This is a genomic window from Pectinatus frisingensis, from assembly GCF_015732285.1.
GTDB lineage: Bacteria > Bacillota > Negativicutes > Selenomonadales > Selenomonadaceae > Pectinatus > Pectinatus frisingensis.
The window spans coordinates 44,791-63,488 of the sequence record NZ_WIQU01000022.1; the positions used below are offsets into that span (position 1 = coordinate 44,791).

General features: G+C 40.5%; 13 protein-coding genes. 4 read left to right on the plus strand and 9 right to left on the minus strand.

Going from position 1 to position 18,698, the window contains the following annotated elements; all coding sequences use genetic code 11:
- The first annotated feature begins 117 nt into the window (after positions 1-117).
- Complete coding sequence (locus I6751_RS03235) at positions 118-1,032, plus strand: metal ABC transporter solute-binding protein, Zn/Mn family (RefSeq protein ID WP_196591690.1); 915 nt, start codon at positions 118-120, stop codon at positions 1,030-1,032.
- Between the two features lie 89 nt (positions 1,033-1,121).
- Here I6751_RS03235 and rpoC read toward each other — a convergent pair whose 3' ends face one another.
- The 9 genes from rpoC to I6751_RS03280 all read right to left on the minus strand — a co-directional run bounded on the left by rpoC (position 1,122) and on the right by I6751_RS03280 (position 14,989).
- Entirely contained in the window at positions 1,122-5,087 is a 3,966-nt protein-coding gene (gene rpoC, locus I6751_RS03240) for a DNA-directed RNA polymerase subunit beta' (RefSeq protein ID WP_196591691.1), read from the minus strand.
- 18 nt (positions 5,088-5,105) lie between these two features.
- Complete coding sequence (gene rpoB / locus I6751_RS03245; protein ID WP_182188266.1) at positions 5,106-8,834, minus strand: DNA-directed RNA polymerase subunit beta; 3,729 nt, start codon at positions 8,832-8,834, stop codon at positions 5,106-5,108.
- A gap of 311 nt (positions 8,835-9,145) precedes the next feature.
- Positions 9,146-10,687 (minus strand): NAD(P)H-hydrate dehydratase, encoded by a 1,542-nt coding sequence (locus tag I6751_RS03250; RefSeq protein WP_196591692.1) that lies wholly within the window; start codon positions 10,685-10,687, stop codon positions 9,146-9,148.
- 65 nt (positions 10,688-10,752) lie between these two features.
- Positions 10,753-11,523, minus strand: coding sequence for a flagellar motor protein MotB (locus tag I6751_RS03255; protein ID WP_196591693.1), 771 nt, complete (start codon positions 11,521-11,523; stop codon positions 10,753-10,755).
- A 1-nt stretch (position 11,524) separates the two neighbouring features.
- Positions 11,525-12,310 (minus strand): flagellar motor stator protein MotA, encoded by a 786-nt coding sequence (motA, locus tag I6751_RS03260; RefSeq protein ID WP_182188269.1) that lies wholly within the window; start codon positions 12,308-12,310, stop codon positions 11,525-11,527.
- Between the two features lie 188 nt (positions 12,311-12,498).
- Positions 12,499-13,443: a nitronate monooxygenase gene (locus I6751_RS03265; protein ID WP_196591694.1), complete on the minus strand. Its 945-nt coding sequence runs from the start codon at positions 13,441-13,443 to the stop codon at positions 12,499-12,501.
- Positions 13,444-13,495: 52 nt separating this feature from the next.
- Positions 13,496-13,762 (minus strand): GIY-YIG nuclease family protein, encoded by a 267-nt coding sequence (locus I6751_RS03270; RefSeq protein WP_196591695.1) that lies wholly within the window; start codon positions 13,760-13,762, stop codon positions 13,496-13,498.
- 3 nt (positions 13,763-13,765) lie between these two features.
- The gene (locus I6751_RS03275) at positions 13,766-14,236 is read right to left on the minus strand and encodes a peptidylprolyl isomerase (RefSeq protein WP_196591696.1); all 471 of its coding nucleotides are present in this window, start codon (positions 14,234-14,236) and stop codon (positions 13,766-13,768) included.
- Between the two features lie 39 nt (positions 14,237-14,275).
- Positions 14,276-14,989, minus strand: coding sequence for an MBL fold metallo-hydrolase (locus I6751_RS03280; RefSeq protein WP_182188273.1), 714 nt, complete (start codon positions 14,987-14,989; stop codon positions 14,276-14,278).
- A 300-nt stretch (positions 14,990-15,289) separates the two neighbouring features.
- Between I6751_RS03280 and cdaA the strand changes: the two genes are divergently transcribed.
- From cdaA to I6751_RS03295, 3 genes are read left to right on the plus strand one after another with little or no spacing between them, the layout of a single operon-like run.
- Entirely contained in the window at positions 15,290-16,114 is an 825-nt protein-coding gene (cdaA, locus tag I6751_RS03285) for a diadenylate cyclase CdaA (RefSeq protein WP_182188274.1), read from the plus strand.
- A complete protein-coding gene (locus I6751_RS03290) occupies positions 16,111-17,043 on the plus strand; it encodes a CdaR family protein (RefSeq protein ID WP_182188275.1) in 933 nt (310 codons plus the stop codon). The genes cdaA and I6751_RS03290 overlap by 4 nt, the downstream gene beginning before the upstream one ends.
- 13 nt (positions 17,044-17,056) lie before the next feature.
- Positions 17,057-18,685: an NAD(P)/FAD-dependent oxidoreductase gene (locus I6751_RS03295; protein WP_196591697.1), complete on the plus strand. Its 1,629-nt coding sequence runs from the start codon at positions 17,057-17,059 to the stop codon at positions 18,683-18,685.
- The last annotated feature ends 13 nt before the right edge of the window (positions 18,686-18,698 follow it).

The window sequence follows — 18,698 nt, forward strand, 5'->3', positions numbered from 1 at the left end:
TTTCTGATTAATCTTGACTTTTTTCTTTTTATATTATATCTTTATATTATTGCAAATGCAAATTATTTGCAATAATATAAAGATATAATATATACTGGGAAAGGTGGAATTATTTTAATGAAAAAGAATCTAATTATTGGTTTTTTACTTGTAATGTTCTTAATTGTTGTTTCGGGATGCGGGAAAACAAATCCTTCTTCATCGCAGGAGCAAAATAATGATAAGTTGCCTGTAGCAGTGTCCTTTCAGGCCATGAAAGAGATAACAGAGGCTGTGGGAAAGGATCATGTTGAAGTAAATTGTGTCATACCAGACGGTACAGAACCGCATGATTTTCAACCGACAGCTAAAGATCTGACGATAATCAGTAAATCAAAAATGTTTATTTATAACGGTTTGGGATTGGAAAAATCGTGGCTGGATAAAGTTACGGCAGCTGATGATAATAAGGGTCTTACATTGGTTGAAGCGTCAAAGGAGGCTACGCCAATGATGGTGGCGGAAGATAACAGTGACAGTAAAGTAACTGATCCACATTTTTGGCTGAGTGTTGAAGGAGCTAAACTCGAGGCTAAGAATATAAGGGATGCCCTGATTGCGGCAGATGGTAAAAATAAAGCCGATTATGAAAAAAATTATCAGGAATTTGCTGGTAAATTAGATGACTTGAAGAAGGAATATACCGAGAAGTTTCAAAACTCAAAACGTCATGATTTTGTGACAGGACATGCCGCATTTGGTTATTTGGCCAGAGATTTTAATTTGAAACAAAATAGTGTATCAGATGCTTTGCTTTCCGGTGAACCAAGTGCCAAAAAATTAAAAGAATTGACGGATTACTGTCGTCAAAATAATGTCACAACTATTTTTGTGGAAGATATGGTAAATCCGAAAATTTCTGAAACACTGGCTACGGAAGTCAATGCCAAGACTGTTAAAATCTATACATTGGAAAGTAGTCCGGACAATTTGGATTATATCAGTGCGTTGCGCTATGATTTAGATAAAATTTATGAAAGCTTGAATTCGTAAAAAATCTATACGTTTAATAAAAAATTAATCCCTCCGTATTGTGGAGGGATTAATTTTTGCCTAATTGCTAAATGAAAGTGGCATGAAAATTATTGGGCTTTATTTTCAACTGTTTTTTCCGGTTCATCCAAGTCTTTTATTTGGATATTGCGATAACGGCTCATGCCGGTACCAGCAGGAATTAGTTTACCAATTATGACATTTTCTTTTAGGCCAATAAGTGGATCAACCTTACCCTTTATTGCAGCATCAGTAAGTACCCGGGTCGTTTCCTGGAATGAAGCTGCAGATAAGAATGAATCTGTTGCCAATGATGCTTTGGTAATACCCAGCAGGATTGGATGGGCAACTGCCGGCATTCCGTCGGCTTCAATGATTTTTGCGTTGGCAGATTCGAAGGTATTGATATCAATATATTCTCCCGGTAAGAATTCCGTGTCACCGGAGTCTTCGATTTTCACTTTATGAAGCATTTGGCGGACCATCACTTCAATATGCTTATCATTTATTTCAACACCTTGGGATTTATATACTTTTTGTACTTCATAGACAAGGTATTTTTGTGTTTCTTTCAGACCGCAGACGCGCAGGATGTCATGTGGATTGATAGAGCCTTCAGTGATTTTATCACCGGGTTTAACAGTCAATTTATCGCGGACCAGCATTCTTGCGCCATAAGGTATTGGATATTCACGGGCATCACCTTCTGGTGGAGTTACCACGACCACACGCATACCTTTTTCTTCAGTAATGCTTACTTCACCAGCAATTTCAGAAATGATGGCATGGTGTTTTGGTTTGCGTGCTTCAAATAGTTCTTCGACACGCGGCAGGCCCTGGGTGATATCTTCTCCGGCTACACCACCGGTATGGAAGGTACGCATAGTCAGCTGCGTGCCCGGTTCTCCGATCGATTGTGCGGCAATGATACCGACAGCTTCACCAATATCAACTTCGGTGGCATTAGCTAGATCACGACCATAGCATTTTATGCATACACCAAATTGCGATTTACATGTCAATACACTTCTTATCGTTACTTTTTCGCGTACACTACATATTTTATCAGCAAGTTCATCAGTAATACTGTCATTAATAGAAGCAATTTTTTCATTTGTTGAAGGATCAAGGATATCTTCTGCCAGAACACGTCCGACGATTCTTTCCTTCAATGATTCAATTACACCGTTACCTTCTTTTATTGCTTCAACTTCAATACCACGGATACTGTTGTTGCGGACCTTGACTTCTTTGGCGTCACTATTTAATATATTTTCAATGCTTTTTTCTGTCAGTGGTTCACCACCGGCAATTAAAATATCACCGGCACAATCACGAACATCTTCGGTAACTTTTTTGCCCAGCATTTCATGCATCATTGCTTTTTTGATGGAATGGCGCACATTTTCTTCCGGGGCGCCAAGTGCTATTGTTTCTGTAGATACGGTACTGCCAGTGCAAATATCGGCATTTGACAGACCTTTTAGAGTAATTTCAGCAACACCGTGTTCGCCGATAGATTTTAATGATGTTTCATCAAGAGCTGTATCCGCCGAGAATAGGATATCAGCCGTCTTAGGATCAGTTACATTCTGAGCCAGTATACGGCCAATTAAGGTCGGAGCCAGCATGGAAACGGCGCTGGATGCTGAGGTAGCTAGTTTTGCCCGTTCACGAACGAGGTTGATACCTACAATATCACAGTCTTCTTCACGCACTATTACATCTTGGGCAACGTCGACGAGGCGGCGGGTAAGATAACCGGAATCTGCTGTACGCAGGGCAGTATCGGCAAGACCTTTACGGGCACCATGCGATGATATAAAGTAATCGGATACAGTCAAGCCTTCACGGAAGTTGGCTTTGATAGGCAGTTCAATAATATTTCCGGATGGATCAGCCATTAAGCCGCGCATGCCGGCAAGCTGGCGCATTTGCTGTTTATTACCGCGGGCACCGGAATCGGCCATCATGAATATTGGATTAAAAGGATCCATATTATTCATCATTGCATCGGTTATATCATCGGTGGCCTTGGTCCAAAGATCGCAAACCATTTTATGGCGTTCTTCTTCGGTTATCAGACCACGATTGAATTTTTGTTCAACCTTATTGACTTTTTCTTCTGAAGCGGCTAAGATTTCTTTCTTTTCCGGCGGAACGATGATATCGGAAATAGCAACGGTCATACCAGCGATACAAGCGTAATGATAGCCTAAGTTTTTAACACTGTCAATTACAACAGAAGTCTGGCTGCCGCCTAGTTTTTCATAGCATTTAGCAACAAGTTTGCCAAGTTCTTTTTTATCCATGCGGATACCTAAACACCATTCGCCGGTTTTTTTATCTTTATAGTAGTAACGTATTGGTTCCGGTAAAATTTCATTGAAGATCATGCGACCTAATGAAGTGTTGACTAAACCATATTTACCGATACGTACCTTAATTTTTGCCTGCAAATCCAATTCTTTATGCTGATGAGCCAGGATGGCTTCATTTATTCCTGTAAATATTTTGTTTTCACCATGTGCACCGGGTCTTAATATTGTCAAATAATAAGAACCCAAAACCATATCCTGGGTAGGTACAATAATCGGACGGCCATCCTTAGGTGCCAGTATATGATTGGCTGCCAGCATCAATATGCGGGCTTCAGCCTGAGCTTCAGTTGAAAGTGGCAAATGGATAGCCATTTGGTCACCATCAAAATCGGCATTGTAAGCAGTGCAGGCAAGTGGATGGAGTTTTAATGCTCTGCCTTCAGTCAATACAGGTTCAAATGCCTGAATACCTAAACGATGCAGTGTCGGTGCACGGTTAAGCAGGACAGGATGTTCTTTGATAACTTCTTCAAGAACATCCCATACTTCGGGACGCACACGTTCAACCATACGTTTAGCTGATTTTATGTTGTGAGCTATTCCTGCATTGACTAATTTTTTCATTACAAATGGTTTGAATAATTCCAAAGCCATTTCTTTTGGCAGGCCGCATTGATGCAATTTTAATTCAGGTCCTACAACAATAACGGAACGGCCGGAATAGTCAACACGTTTACCAAGCAGATTTTGGCGGAAACGGCCTTGTTTGCCCTTTAACATGTCACTTAATGATTTCAGTGGGCGATTTCCCGGACCAGTTACCGGACGACCGCGACGACCATTATCAATCAATGAATCCACGGCTTCTTGAAGCATACGCTTTTCATTCCTGACAATAATGTCTGGTGCACCTAGATCGAGCAAGCGTTTTAAACGATTATTGCGGTTTATTACACGGCGATATAAATCATTTAAATCAGAAGTAGCAAATCTGCCACCATCCAATTGTACCATCGGACGAAGTTCCGGTGGGATGACCGGAACCACATCCAATATCATCCATGATGGTTTATTACCTGATTTGCGAAAAGCTTCGACCACTTCCAGACGACGTATGGCACGAACCTTTCTTTGTCCGCTGGAGGAAGTGAGCTCAGCTCGTAAACTGGTACTCATTTTGTCCAGATCTATTTCTTCTAATAACTGTTTTACCGCTTCAGCGCCCATACCAACTTTGAAGCTATTGCCATATTTTGCATTGTATTCGCGATACTCATTTTCTGTGAGTAATTGTTTTTTCATCAATGGTGTATCGCCCGCATCTAATACTATATATGATGCGAAATACAGGACTTTTTCCAAAGAACGTGGTGATACGTCGAGTATAAGTCCCATGCGGCTGGGAATACCTTTAAAATACCAAATATGTGAAACCGGTGCTGCAAGCTCAATGTGTCCCATGCGTTCACGTCGAACCTTTGCCCGGGTTACTTCGACACCGCAGCGATCACATATTACACCCTTATAACGAATGCGTTTGTATTTACCACAATGGCATTCCCAGTCACGTGTCGGACCAAATATCCGTTCACAAAACAACCCGTCACGTTCAGGTTTTAATGTACGATAATTTATAGTTTCCGGTTTTTTGACTTCACCATAAGACCATTCTCTGATTTTTTCTGGTGAAGCAATCCCTATACGCATGGAATCGAAATTATTCACATCCAGCAAAGGGTAATCACTCCCCTCTTATTCATCATAATCGTCATCATCGGCAGGCTTGCCGTCTGACGAAGTATTTCTTCCATCAGTGGTATCTTCTTCATTGGTCATATTGCCTAATTCAGCAATGATATCATCATCGCTGATGGAGTCTTTTTCTGCGGTATCGGGCTTGTCGGCAGGAGCATCAACGGGATCGTTTTGAGAATTTTCCCGCGGTGCAGATTTTATATTATCAGCATGTGGTTCAACAATATCGTCATCTGGATCGTGAATCATTATTTCCTGAGCATCTTCCGAAAGAACTTTGATATCCAGTCCGATGCTTTGTAATTCCTTAATAAGAACTTTAAATGATTCAGGAACACCCGGTTCAGGAATGTTTTCTCCCTTGACAATGGCTTCATAGGTTTTTACACGACCTACAACATCATCGGATTTTACTGTTAAGATTTCTTGTAAAGTATACGCTGCGCCATAAGCTTCCAGTGCCCATACTTCCATTTCTCCGAAACGCTGTCCGCCAAACTGGGCTTTACCACCTAATGGCTGTTGTGTAACAAGCGAATACGGTCCTGTGGAACGGGCATGGATTTTATCATCAACAAGATGATGTAATTTCAGCATGTAAACACAGCCGACAGTAACGGGATTTTCAAATGGTTCACCGGTACGGCCGTCATAAAGTATGGTTTTGCCGTCATCGGAGAATTGTGACGCATGTAAGGTCTGGAATACTTCATTTTCCTTGGCACCGTCAAATACCGGAGTAGCTATGTGGATGCCTGCAACATCAGGTTTCGGCATACCATATTTATCATAATCGTAGCCGATATCCCGCAGCCGTTTTTCAACAGTAAGATCACCTGCTTTGATCTGCATACCCAGCTCGCGTACTGCCATGCCAAGATGTGTTTCCAGTACCTGTCCAATATTCATACGTGAAGGAACACCTAATGGATTTAAAACAATTTGTACTGGGGTCCCATCCGGTAAAAATGGCATATCTTCTTCACGCATTACACGAGAGACAACGCCTTTGTTCCCATGACGACCGGCCATCTTATCACCCACAGCAATTTTACGCTTCTGAGCAATGTAAACACGTACCAGCTGGTTCACGCCTGGTGGCAGTTCATCATTATTTTCACGGCTGAATATCTTAACATCTACAATCTTACCTGATTCACCATGCGGGACACGCAGTGATGTATCACGCACTTCCCGGGCTTTTTCGCCAAAGATGGCTCTCAATAATCTTTCTTCGGCGGTAAGTTCGGTTTCACCCTTAGGGGTAACCTTGCCGACCAGTATATCTCCTGGACGAACTTCAGCACCGATGCGGATGATACCTTTTTCATCAAGATCTTTTAGAGCATCTTCTGCAACATTTGGCATATCACGGGTTATTTCTTCAGCACCCAATTTTGTATCACGGGCGTCACATTCGTATTCTTCAATATGAATAGAGGTATATATATCTTCTTTTACTAATTTTTCGCTTAATAAGACGGCATCTTCATAGTTATAGCCTTCCCATGGCATAAATGCAACGATTATGTTATAGCCAAGCGCTAATTCACCGTGATCTGTGGCCGGACCGTCCGCAATTGGCTGACCTTTATAAATATTGTCGCCTTTGTAGACTATCGGAACCTGATTTATACAGGTCCCTTGATTAGAACGCAGGTATTTTTGTAATTTATAGTTGTCATAGTCGCCGTTTTCCTTGCGGATTATAATCCGATCAGCGGTGACCTTACTTATTGTTCCGGCATTTTTGGCTAAAATCATTACGCCGGAATCACAGGCAGCCTTATATTCCATACCGGTACCGACAAGTGGTGCCTGCGTACGTAATAAAGGAACAGCTTGTCGCTGCATGTTTGCCCCCATCAGAGCACGGTTGGCATCATCGTTTTCCAAAAATGGAATCATTGCTGTTGCAATAGAAACTACTTGTTTTGGTGATACATCCATGTAATCTACAGAGTCAGCGGGCATTAAGCTGGTTTCTTCGTGGAAACGTGCTGTTACACGATTGTTGGCAAACCAATCATTATCATTTAATTTTTCGTTAGCCTGAGCGATTACGATATCTTCTTCTTCATCGGCAGTCAGATAGAAAACGTCACTGGTGACTTTTTTATGGATACGGTCAACTTTGCGATAGGGAGTTTCGATGAAACCAAAACGGTTGACCCGGGCGTAAGTGGACAGTGAACCAATGAGACCGATATTAGGACCTTCCGGAGTTTCAATAGGGCACATGCGTCCATAATGAGAATTATGGACATCGCGTACTTCGAAACCGGCCCGTTCACGTGATAACCCACCGGGACCAAGGGCGCTCAGACGACGCTTATGAGTAAGTTCACTCAATGGATTATGCTGATCCATAAACTGGGACAATTGGCTTGAACCAAAAAATTCTTTTATTGACGCAACTACCGGACGGATATTAATAAGCGCTTGTGGCGTAATGGCTTCATTATCCTGAATTGTCATGCGTTCTCTAACGACACGTTCCATGCGCGATAATCCAATGCGAAACTGGTTTTGCAGTAATTCACCAACGGAGCGCACACGGCGATTGCCTAAATGGTCAATGTCATCTGTAGAACCTATGCCATCCATCAAGTTCAAAAGATAATTAATTGCGGCCATTATGTCTTCGATGGTTATTGTACGATGATGATATTCCAGAGTGGATGAACAAATCATCTTCATTGGTTTATCTTTTTTATTTTTGACATAGAAGGAAATTATTTCCCCGTCACCAAAAATATTTTTTTCCTGTTCGACTGTAATGGGATTAAGCATTGTCATATTAATCGGGGTATTTGCAGGAATTACTATTTCACCCGTGGTGTGGTCAACTAACGGTTCAATCAGTTCATGACCTGATAAACGTCTTTTCCAGCCGAGTTTTTTTGTTATTTTATAGCGGCCTACTGTAGCTAAATCATAACGTTTCGGATCAAAAAACAATCCGTCCAGGAGGGCTTGTGAATTTTCAACTGTAGGTGGTTCACCGGGACGCAGACGTTTGTAAATTTCAACTAATGCTTCCTCTTTAGAGGTGGCACTGTCACGTTCCATTGTATTGACAATACGTGGGTCATTATCAAATAATTCGGCGATTGCCTGATTGGAACTTACTCCTAAGGCACGAATGAGAATTGTAACCGGTAGTTTGCGTGTACGATCTATTCGGACTGAAACAACATCATTAGCATCATTTTCTAATTCTATCCACGCACCACGGTTTGGAATAAGTGTAGAATTATACAATTGTTTACCAGTGGCATCAGTGGCAACACCATAATATGCACCTGGTGAACGCACTAACTGACTGACGATGACACGTTCGGCTCCATTTATAATAAATGTACCTGTTTCTGTCATCAACGGGAAGTCACCCATAAAGACTTCCTGCTCTTTTATTTCTCCAGTTTCATTGTTTATAAGACGAACATTGACTCTTAATGGTGCTGCGTAAGTAGTATCTCGTTCTTTGCATTCATCTATGGAATATTTCGGATCACCTAAAGAAAAATTTTCAAAGGATAAAACGAGATTCCCCGTAAAATCCTGAATAGGTGAGATATCATGGAAAATTTCTTTGAGGCCATCTTTCATGAACCATTCGTATGAACTTCTTTGGATATCCAGCAAATGCGGCATATCCATAACTTCTTTAATTTTGGCGTAGCTATACCTTGTTCTTTTTCCTACCGGAACAGGTTTAAACAAAATTTTCACCCCTCAGCACATTTACACAATAATAAAGTAATGAACATTAAAAAGGCAAGGCCATTATTGCTGTTCACACCTTGCTTTTTTAATTTCGTGATATTTCATTGTACACCCCGCCTGATATATTTTATCCGTAGGCAATGCACTTCCTTTTACGGATAATTAGCCATTCTGTAATAACCAATTATAGCACAACATAGCTCAAAGGTCAACCAAAACATGAAATAATTTTAGTTGACCTTTGAGTTATGTTATACCAGATATTATGATAAGAGTCAAATATTGTTTGTTCAGCAGCTAGTGTACGATCATAGATTGGCACGGGCCGTTTGAGTATTATTCATTATGTCGCTGGCGATAAGACCGATCATGCCGTGCTGAGCTGCTATATCGCCGGCTTTACCATGTAAGTAAACAGCAGCTATGGCAGCTTTTTTTGCATCTGTTTCCGCACGTATTGCCGCAGTTATTCCAGCCAGAACATCTCCACAGCCTGCAGTTGCCATTCCCTGGTTACCGACTGTTGTCAGGAATATATTACCATCAGGACAGGCGACAATAGTTTTTTCACTTTTTAGGATAAAGATACTGTTGTATTTTATAGATGCTCTGCGGGCATATGACCATAAATCTGCCTTGAGTTCTTTTACTTTGATTTGCAATAAATTGGCCATTTCACCGAGATGCGGAGTCAATATCGGCGGGGTGAAGCATTTAGCCAACTCATCGATGTGCCCGGAAAATGCAAAGATAGCATCAGCGTCTAATATAACTGGTTTTTTTATTTTATTGACCAGTTCACGTACGAATTGTAAAGTAGCAGTATCTCTGCCTAAACCGGGACCGATTAATATGCTGTCATAGCTTTCTTCTCGTGGCAATATTAAATTAATGGCTGAGATTCCCAGTATTCCGGGTTTTTCTTCTGGCAGAGGTTTTACGATCACTTCTGTCATTTTGCCAGCGAATATAGGGTATAAACTCTCAGCAGTTCCCAAAGTTACGAGTCCTGCGCCTGCACGCAAAGCTGCCTGAGAGCATAATGACGCGGCACCTGTGTAACCGGTTGAACCTGCAATGACCAGTATTCTGCCGCAACTGCCTTTGTAAGCATTCATCGGACGAGGCAGCAGAAATTTTTTTGTCAAATTTTTATCAATAAATCTTTGTTTAATAGTTGTATCATTGAGGACATTGAGAGGAATGCCAATGCTGTCTGTCAATAATTTACCAGTATAGATTACACCTGGATAAAGCAGGTTTCCTATTTTAGGAATACCTAAAGTAATTGTCGTTGTGGCTTTTACTGCCTGTCCATCGCTTACGGTGCCATTGTCGGCGTTTACACCGCTGGGAATATCAATGGCAACGACTGATTTTCCAGCATTGTTTATGTAAGCAATCATTTTTTTGTAGTCATCTTTTAATGGCAAGCGAACACCAGTGCCGCAGAGTCCGTCAATGACGATATCAGATAAATTTAGGCCTAATCTGACTTTATCCCAGTCGTGAGGTGTTTTTATAAAGTAAAGCTCTGCACCCATATGTAGTAATATTGCATAATTCGAACGGGCTGACCCGGTAAAATGTTCAATATTGCCTAAAAGAAAAATTTTTACTTTAAGATTAAAATTCAATAAATGCCTTGCTGCAACTAAGGCATCACCGCCGTTATTACCCATTCCGGCAGCCACAAAAACAGTTTTATCAGAATTGTTTTCCAACAAATTGAATGCAGCCCGGGCAACAGCACGTCCGGCATTTTCCATTAAGACGATTTCTTTGATACCGTATTCTTCAATAGCTGTTTTGTCAATATTTTTTATTTGTTCAACTGTTGCTATTCGCAATTGAAAAACCTCCCCTGCCAAGTGTTGCTGCAGGCCAGAGACTAATTTTTGACCTGGTTATAACACTATTTGATGTTTTGGATGCCATCAGGTGAGTAGCTGCGCGCAATCAACACTTCTACCCGACGATTCTGGGCACGATGCTCCGGTGTATCATTGGGCACTATCGGATGGTACTCACTGTTTCCTGTAGCTTGAAAGCGTGCAGGGTTAAGATTGGGATTTTTTTGCAAAATTTCTTTCATGAAATTAAGCGCCCGCTGACTGCTCAAGTCCCAGTTAGAAGGAAAGCGGCTGTTGGAGATGGGGACATTGTCAGTATGTCCGGAAATTATGACACTCTGGCTGATTTCTCCTAATAAAGATGCCACGATAGATGTTACTTTGTTGGAGTCATTTGTCAAATCGGCACTGCCAGAAGCAAACAGGGCTTTTTCCTTGATCCGTATCATCAAACCCGGTTCAGTCATCTGTGTACTGACTTCATTTTCCAAATGATTTTTTTTAATGTATGCTTCAAGCTTTTGCTGTTCTTGTTCTAATTTATCATTTTCTGCCACATAATCGTTCATGGACTTTTGTCTGGTTTGATCTTCGGTAAGATAGGCAGAGTAACCGCTTTGTGTTCCCATTTTGTTGAAAAAAGAAATACCGCCTGCATTGAAACCACGCCGAAATGAAGCTGTAGCATCATCAGTGTTTTTGCTGGAAGCGGCACTGACTGCAAAAAGAACGATAAACAGTGCTAATAGAAGTGTCAACAAATCTGAATAAGGTAGAAGCCATGCTTCGCTGGCATGTTCTTCCTTGGGCTTAGGTCTTTTTTTTCGTGCCACATCATTCACCCGCTTTTTCAGATTTTATTTTGTCTCTTTCCGACTGAGGAATAAATGTCATTAGCTTTGCTTCAATTGCCATTGGTGAATCACCGGCCTGCAAAGATAAAATACCTTCAATGATCATTCGTTTCTGGGCGATTTCCATTTGAGACAGAATTTTTAGCTTATTGGCTATTGGCAGCCATAATACATAACCGGTGAATATACCTAGTAAAGTAGCAACGAATGCAGCCGAAATAGCATGACCGAGTGCCTCAATATCCGATAGATTTCCCAGCGCTGCAATAAGTCCTACAACGGCACCTAATACACCGAGTGTAGGTGCGTAAGTACCGGCTTGGACAAATATCGACATACCCTCAGAATGACGGTGTTCCATGACCTGCAGTTCTGCTTCCAATACATCACTAACAAATTCAGGATCCATCCCGTCAATTACCATTGATAAACCTGAACGAAAAAACGGGTCTTCAATTTCATTTACTCTGTCTTCCAACGCTAAGATGCCTTCACGTCGGGCAACTTGAGATAAATCAACAAAAAGCTGGAGCATTTCAGTTTTGGGTTTGTTGTCAGGCGGCTGTAGCGTTTTTTTGATTAACTTTGGAAAATTCTTCATCTGCTCTGATGTAAATCCGGTAAACAGACAGGATATAGTACCTCCGATAATAATCAAAAATGCAGCCGGGTTGATCATTACCGTAGGATCTGCTCCTTTTAACACATATCCTATACTCACTGATAAAAAACCAACGGCTAAACCGATAATTGTCGATTTTTCCAAGCTTAAATCCCTCCCTGGATTGCTAAATACATTTATTTAGAATCGAATTCTAAGTTTAATTGTATATTATTCCATATGGTACAGTAAAAATCCTATTAAAAAATTATTTTATTTCATTTTTATCAAAAATTATTATATTTGTATAGTAAAACGGCGAAGAATTCCTTCGCCGCTTCATTATTTGTAGATTATATTTTAATATCGGCCGCCTGTTTGAGCGTTAATTTCGCTTCTGCGATTATCGAAGTGATTATAGTTTTTGCCGGTTCCACTTTATTTAGCAACGTCAATGTTTGCCCGGCCTGAACCATACCATTTTCGATATCACCGTCAACAGCAGCTAATTTATTGGTGCCGGTAGCCATTTTAATGAGTTGTTCCTTGGTTGTGGTACCCAAATTCTCTTTGGTGACAAAATCCTGGGAAAATTTATTTTTTAGACCACGGACAGCAGCCCCAAGTGTATAACCAGTTACAATAGTATCAGTATCAATAGCTTGTAATAGTTTTTCCTTGACATTTTTATGAACCTGGCATTCCTCAGCTACTAAAAAACGTGTTCCCATTTGAATGCCTGCAGCCCCCATCAATAATGCTGCGGCTAATCCCCGGCCATCGGCAAAGCCGCCGGCCATGATGACAGGAATATTTACGGCTGGTATGACCTGTTCCATCAAAGCCATAGTTGATAATACCCCGATATGACCGCCGGCTTCCATCCCTTCAGCAACCATGGCATCAGCACCTGCGTCTGCTACACGTTTTGCCAACTTAACATTGGGAATGACGGGAATTACTTTTATGCCGGCTGAATGCAGAGCTTTGAAATAAGGCACAGGATTACCCGCACCTAAAGTTACAAATGCCGGTTTTTCTTCGCAGAGTACTTTAAGAATTTCGTCTTTATTTGGCGCCATAAGCATCATGTTTACACCGAATGGTTTATCGGTTAATGTTTTGGTGAGCCTTATTTGATCACGGACGAAGTCGGTCGTTCTGCCGCCGCTGGAAATAATACCGGCCCCACCGGCATTTGATACGGCCGCTGTTAATTTTGCTTCAGATACCCAGGCCATGCCGCCTTGTACTATCGGATATTGCACACCAAGGACTTCCGTTATCATTTTTGGCATTAATAATGCCTCCTTTTTTATTATCTGATGAACTGCAATTAATTTCATGGTATCATTTTTTATCGTTTTTGTCATTACTATTAGCTAATAAAGTCATTTTTGCGGCATGTGTCAATTGTTTTATTTCATATTCTCGCTTCATAGCTTCCGATTTAGTGGCAAAAATTTCATAATAAGCAATTGTAACCGGCAGACGTGCCCGTGTATATTTACTGCCAGCCCCGCTGTTATGCGCTGCCAGACGCATAGTAAGGTTATTGGTCCAGCCGGTGTAAAGGCTGCCGTCACTGCAGCGAAGAATGTAAGTGTAAGCGGTCATTTGTTAATTTTCACTGATGGATATTTGCTCAATGATGACATCTTCACAAGGACGATCTTGAAAATCGGTTTTTACCCGACCAATATTTTTGACGATATCCATACCGTCGGTTACTTTGCCAAAAACAGTATGATGTCCATCAAGCCAAGGTGTAGCCGCTAAGGTAATAAAAAATTGAGAACCACCGGTATTCGGTCCGGCATTGGCCATCGATAAAATTCCTTCTGTGTCATGTTTCAAATTATCATCGAACTCATCAGGAATTGTATAACCGGGGCCGCCTGTGCCGTTACCGTCGGGATCACCGCCTTGAATCATAAATCCGTCGATTACCCGATGAAAAATTAAACCGTTATAAAACTTTTTATTGATAAGGTCTAAAAAATTTTTTGTCGTTTTAGGTACTTTATCTTCAAATAGTTCTATTGCAAAATCACCTAATGTAGTTTTAAATTGTATTGTATGATTTATCATTTTATCGCGCTCCAGTTTAGTTTTTTTATATAAAATGCGTCAGTCGGTTTCGGTTATTGTCGTGTTTTGTCCCGGTTGAGCTGGTGACCATATATTTATCGGTCTGTTGTTCCCGGCAAAATTATTTGGAAGCGGCCAGGGACTGCGGCCAGCGTTATGCATAGCAATCAGATTTTTTACATCGGTATTGCGGCAGAATTCTTTGACACCCCAGTCACAGCAGTCTTCAAGCCGGGTATCAATTGGGAAAAAGGTAATATCCGTTTGTAAACCGATCAATTTTTTCATTTGTTTAGCAAATCCGTTTCTGGCGAAAGCATTGTTTTGGGCGGTATCGGCTTTCCAGTGCCACCAGTTAAAATCACCGGCATGAAATATTTTCCAACCGTTTGTTTCAACGAAAAAAGATATTCCGGCATCGGTTGAGCTGTAAGAAATCACTTTGATTTGATTATCGGTGTAATTGTCATATTCATTTAATACCACAGTTTTGTCAATTGGCAGTGTTTTTCTGTCGTGAATATCATAGCTGATAAAGTATTTTGTAACTTTTGCAGAAAATTCTCCTATATCCGGATTCCAGTGATCAAAGTGACTGTGCGAAACAAAAAAATAAATTTTTTGATATTTTGCCAAAATACTTGGCAAACAATTTTTTTTGTCTATATAGTAATCAAAAATCAGCGCACAATCTTTCAATTCAACGATAAAGCCGCTATTATATAAATATGTTATTTTAGCTGTTCTGACCATAATTGTAATGCCTCTTTTCATATCCTGATATAGTAATATTTTATTAATAATGATATGCTGATGTCAACTATAATATTATATATTTATTTTGTTTATTGACGTTTCACATTATGTTACTATAAGATAATATAGAGAATTTAACAGGTTGCTATTGCGGTAATATTATCCGTGAACAACCAGATTTTAGATATAGAATTGTTGGTTTTGCCAATTAATTTTCGCTAAATTATAGGATATACAAGGATTTTTATTATAAAAATAGAATAAATTTATTATACCTTTTTACTAAGGAGAATTCTAATGTTACTAGAAATAAAAGGATTATTATCAACTATCGACATACTTGATATCTGCGATATCATTATTGTCGCCGTCATTTTATATAAATTATATGAACTGCTTAACAATACCAGGGCTATCACATTGGTCAAGGGTATTATGGTATTGCTTGTATTGACTATGGTGAGTGATTGGCTCGGACTGCATGTTATATATTGGCTGCTGCAAAAAACGGTTACACTTTTATTTGTAGCGTTGCCGATAGTATTTCAGCCTGAGCTGCGTCGTGCGCTTGAACATATTGGGCAGGGGCGGTTGTTTGTACGGACATCATTGCTTAATATCCAGGAAGCCCGCAGTTTGGTGAGCGAAATTGAATCAGCGGTTACCCGTATGTCACAAAAAAAGATTGGCGCATTAATTGTTATTGAACGTGAAATGGGATTGGATGATATATCTTCTAATGGTATTTTTATTGACGGCATTGTTTCATCCGAACTGTTAATGAATATTTTTATACCCAATACACCACTGCACGATGGGGCTACAATAATCCGTGGCAAAAAGATTATTGCTTCAGCCTGCCTTCTTCCTTTAACAGATGATCGTACGCTGAGTACTGAGCTTGGTACACGTCATCGTGCTGCCATTGGCTTGTCAGAGCAATGCGACGCCGTTGTTGTGGTGGTCAGCGAGGAAACGGGTACTATATCTGTAGCTGAACATGGTCGCATATACCGCCATCTTGACTCGGAGCAGCTTAAGCAGTATTTAATTCCGTTATTTGCGCAAAAATCATCGGCAGTCAGAGATTTTATCAGGAACTGGAGGCAGGGAACAAAATGATGAAAATGCTTAGGCAGAATTTGATTTTAAAATGTCTTTGTCTGTTGCTTGCCCTGGGGTTATGGTTATATGTGATGAATGAACAAAATCCCTCAATAACTAATACTGTGACGGTATCATTGAGTGTTATAAATGCTCCGGACGGATATCAGATTCATCATGATGAGGATACTGTTAAATTGAAGGTTAAGGCACCAAGGACTTTGTTTGCATCTATTGATAATTCGGATTTTAAAGCTTATGTCGATTTGAAGAATGTTGAAGAAGGTACACAGACATTGCCGGTTCATATTCAGATGCCGTCAGGGTTTGAACTTTTGTCTACTACACCGGAAAAAATAAATTTTACTATTGACAAAATCATTCAAAAGCAGATTCCTGTTGATTTATTGCTATCGGGTAAACCGGCTGATGATATGGTTGTATCAAATGTAAAGCAGTCAGCTGATACAATAGTTGTAAGGGGGCCGCGTTCTCAGGTTGATACCGTTCGCCGCGCTGTTGGTTATATTGGGCTGGATGGCAATAAGGAAGACTTTACCGTAATTGTTCCTTTGCGTGCTGTAAATGATAATAATAAGGAAGTGGCCGATGTGACACTTCTAAGTCCCACGGTGAACGCCAATATTGCTTTAGCACGCGGTTTAACTAAAAAAGTGGTTTCAATAAAGCCAATTACTGATTCTGATCTGCCTGCCGATTATGTACTTGACTCAGTGAAAACAACTCCTGATAAGATACTGATAACAGGTGATCCGCAGGTTATCAGTACAGTTAATTTCCTTGACACGGAAAAAATAGCTTTAGCTAAAATGACTTCTTCAGGGCAAAAGACGGTTAAATTAGTTATTCCTGATGGAATTACAGTCTCGAAGGATACAGTTGATGTTACTATTACTGTTTCTGCTAAAAAACTTGATAAAAATTGAGAGGTTTGTGTAATTGATTTGCCTGACAAATTTAAATGTAGCCATTGGTGACGTTTTATCGCTGGAAAGTGCAGCGGCTAAGCGGTTGAAAATTTCTTCCGACAGCATAAAGAAAATTAGTATTGCCAGAAAAACATTGGATGCCCGGCGTTATAAAAATGCACCGATTCGTTATGTATATACGTTAAATATCACTTTGGAAAACAGCCTGGAAAAAAAATTATTGCATCGTTTTTTTAAAGATAAGAATGTCAATCAGGTTGTTGAAGTTCCCATGAAAGTATCACGGCCTATTGTCGATAAGGCAGCAGTTCAACCATTAGTGGTCGGTTTTGGACCGGCGGGAATGTTTTGTGCACTTACCTTGTGCCGTTTTGGTTACAGACCAATTATTTTAGAGCGTGGCCGTGATGTCGACCAGCGGCATCGTGATATTGAAAAATTTTGGAAATCAGGTATACTTGACACAGTCTCAAATGTTCAATTTGGCGAGGGTGGTGCAGGAACTTTTTCTGATGGTAAATTAACGACCAGGATTCATGATACAAAAATAAACCAGGTACTGGAAGATTTTATCAGCGCCGGTGCTCCTGCTGAAATACGTTATTTGCATAAACCGCATATAGGTACGGATATTTTGCGTGTTGTCGTGAAAAATATCCGCAAAAAAATTATCAGCATGGGAGGGACGGTTAAGTTTTCCCATCAATTGACAAATTTAGAGGTTATTGATAAAAGGGTGCAGTCTGTTATCGTCAATGGTAAGGATCGTGTGCTGTGCAGTGCATTATTTTTAGGTATAGGTCACAGTGCCCGGGATACATACGAAATGTTGTATAAAAATGGCATAAGTATGGCAGTAAAGTCCTTTGCAATAGGTGTGCGTATTGAACATCCGCAGACGTTGATCGATATGGCACAATATGGGGAGGATGCTGGAAATCCTCAGTTGCCTGTGGCAGATTATGTACTTACGTTTCATGATAAAGCCAGACAATTAACTTGTTATTCATTTTGTATGTGTCCGGGTGGCAGTGTAATTGCCGCGGCTTCGGAAGAAAATCGCCTGACAACTAATGGCATGAGTAATTATGCCAGAAATTCCGGCATTGCCAATAGTGCATTATTGACACCGGTGACACCGGCAGATTTTGGTAATGATGTTTTGTCCGGCATCGAATTTCAACGCCATTATGAAAATCTGGCATTTATGGTTGGTGGTGGAAATTATTCAGCACCGGTTCAAACGGTAGGAGATTTTTTGGAACATAATAGTGGTGACGATAAATTTTTGACTGTTCCAACATATAAGCCGGGAGTTTGCCCAGCAGATCTGCATAATTGTCTACCAGGCAAAGTGGCGGCAGCATTGGAAGCGGCATTGCCGTATTTTGATAAAAAAATACATGGCTTTGCCAACAGGAGAGTTGTAATGACCGGATTAGAAATGCGTTCATCAGCTCCCTGCAAGATTAACCGGTTTAAGGATTCATATCTTTCACTTAATACTAAAGGGTTATATCCGATCGGTGAGGGGGCCGGTTATGCCGGTGGTATAATGAGCGCCGCTGTTGACGGTATTAACGCAGCTCTCAGCTATATAACGGTTGATAAAAATATGACTCAATCTGCTAAAATATAAATTTCAAGGAGAG

What these genes read in the sequence shown, in the direction of transcription:
- I6751_RS03290 (WP_182188275.1), top strand. Translation starts at nt 16,111, where the DNA reads ATGATGAAAATGCTTAGGCAGAATTTGATTTTAAAATGTCTTTGTCTG.
- I6751_RS03235 (WP_196591690.1), top strand. Translation starts at nt 118, where the DNA reads ATGAAAAAGAATCTAATTATTGGTTTTTTACTTGTAATGTTCTTAATT.
- I6751_RS03270 (WP_196591695.1), bottom strand. Translation starts at nt 13,762, where the DNA reads ATGACCGCTTACACTTACATTCTTCGCTGCAGTGACGGCAGCCTTTAC.
- cdaA (WP_182188274.1), top strand. Translation starts at nt 15,290, where the DNA reads ATGTTACTAGAAATAAAAGGATTATTATCAACTATCGACATACTTGAT.
- I6751_RS03280 (WP_182188273.1), bottom strand. Translation starts at nt 14,989, where the DNA reads ATGGTCAGAACAGCTAAAATAACATATTTATATAATAGCGGCTTTATC.
- I6751_RS03275 (WP_196591696.1), bottom strand. Translation starts at nt 14,236, where the DNA reads ATGATAAATCATACAATACAATTTAAAACTACATTAGGTGATTTTGCA.
- I6751_RS03265 (WP_196591694.1), bottom strand. Translation starts at nt 13,443, where the DNA reads ATGCCAAAAATGATAACGGAAGTCCTTGGTGTGCAATATCCGATAGTA.